The sequence below is a fragment of the Mesorhizobium sp. M2A.F.Ca.ET.037.01.1.1 genome (assembly GCF_003998075.1).
Taxonomy (GTDB): Bacteria; Pseudomonadota; Alphaproteobacteria; order Rhizobiales; family Rhizobiaceae; genus Mesorhizobium.
This window is the reverse complement of sequence record NZ_RZSA01001428.1, coordinates 1-1,159: the sequence shown is the minus strand read 5'-3', so window position 1 is coordinate 1,159 and position 1,159 is coordinate 1. Positions and strand designations below refer to the sequence as shown.

The 1,159-nt window shown below is 64.5% G+C and carries 1 protein-coding gene and 2 pseudogenes; 2 read left to right on the top strand and 1 reads right to left on the bottom strand.

Going from position 1 to position 1,159, the window contains the following annotated elements:
• Positions 1 to 78: pseudogene (locus EOA27_RS42770) on the bottom strand (histidine kinase); the annotation flags it as partial.
• 190 nt (positions 79 to 268) lie between these two features.
• Between EOA27_RS42770 and EOA27_RS37355 the strand changes: the two are divergent.
• Positions 269 to 898 (top strand): shikimate kinase, encoded by a 630-nt coding sequence (locus tag EOA27_RS37355; protein ID WP_126080990.1) that lies wholly within the window; start codon positions 269 to 271, stop codon positions 896 to 898.
• A pseudogene (locus EOA27_RS37350) lies at positions 895 to 1,159 on the top strand (3-dehydroquinate synthase); the annotation flags it as partial. The gene EOA27_RS37355 and the pseudogene EOA27_RS37350, both read left to right, overlap by 4 nt.

Genomic DNA, 1,159 nt, shown 5'->3' with positions numbered 1-1,159 from the left:
CGCCAGCGCGAACATCGCGCAATAGGCAATACCCGCAAGAACCGCCAGCGTCACGACGAAGCGAAACAAAGTCGGCATTCAAATTTCGCCCGTCTTGTTGTTCTGCGTTTCCAAAGCCCTGTGCCCTTATGGGACGCCAAACTGGGCAATTCAAGGACGAAGGATTCCGGTCGCCGCAGGTTTTTGCCGGAAAGGCTTCGGACCCGTTCGTGCACCCGCGCTTGACGCAAACAGGCTTTTGATGTCGATACGGCGCAAAGAGGCCCCGATGAACGCTGTGCCACCAAATCCGACGGACGAAGGCTGTGCCGCGCTGGTCGAACGGCTCGGCAGCCGTTCGATCGTCTTCGTCGGACTGATGGGGGCTGGCAAGACGGCGATCGGCCGCAAGGTGGCGACGATGCTGTCGCTGCCCTTCATGGACAGCGACCAGGAGATCGAAAGCGTCTCGCGCATGACGGTGCCGGAACTGTTCGAGCGCTATGGCGAGCCGGAATTCCGTGCGCTGGAGCAGCGCGTGATCCTGCGCCTGCTGGAGAACGGCCCGCAGGTGCTGTCGACCGGCGGCGGCGCCTTCATGAACGCGCAGACGCGCGAGGCTATATCGGCGCATGGCGTGTCGGTCTGGCTGAAGGCCGATCTGGACCTCTTGATGGAGCGCGTCTCCAAGAAGCAGAACCGGCCGCTGTTGAAGAACCCCGATCCGCGCGCCGTGCTGGAAAAGCTGATGGGCGAGCGTTATCCGGTCTATGCCGCCGCCGACCTGACCGTGCCGACGCGCGACGACCGCAAGGAGATCATCGCCGGCGAAGTCGTCGCGGCGCTCTGCGCCCATCTCGGCGTCGAGGCGATCGCGACGGGCGCTACAGGCGCCACAAATGACGAGGGGCAGCCGTGAGCCATGCCGAACCGGTAAAGGTCGAGGTCGGGCTTGGCGACCGCGCCTATGACATCCTTATCGGTTCCGGATTGCTGGCGCGCTCCGGCGAGGAGGTCGCGCGCCGGCTTCCTGGCACCCGCGCGGCCATCGTCACCGACGAGAACGTCGCCGCCGCGCATCTCGACACGCTGAAGGCGGGATTGGAGAAAGGCGGCATCCAGTCCGCCGTCATCACATTGCCCGCCGGGGAGAAGACCAAGAGCTTCGCCCATCTCGAGG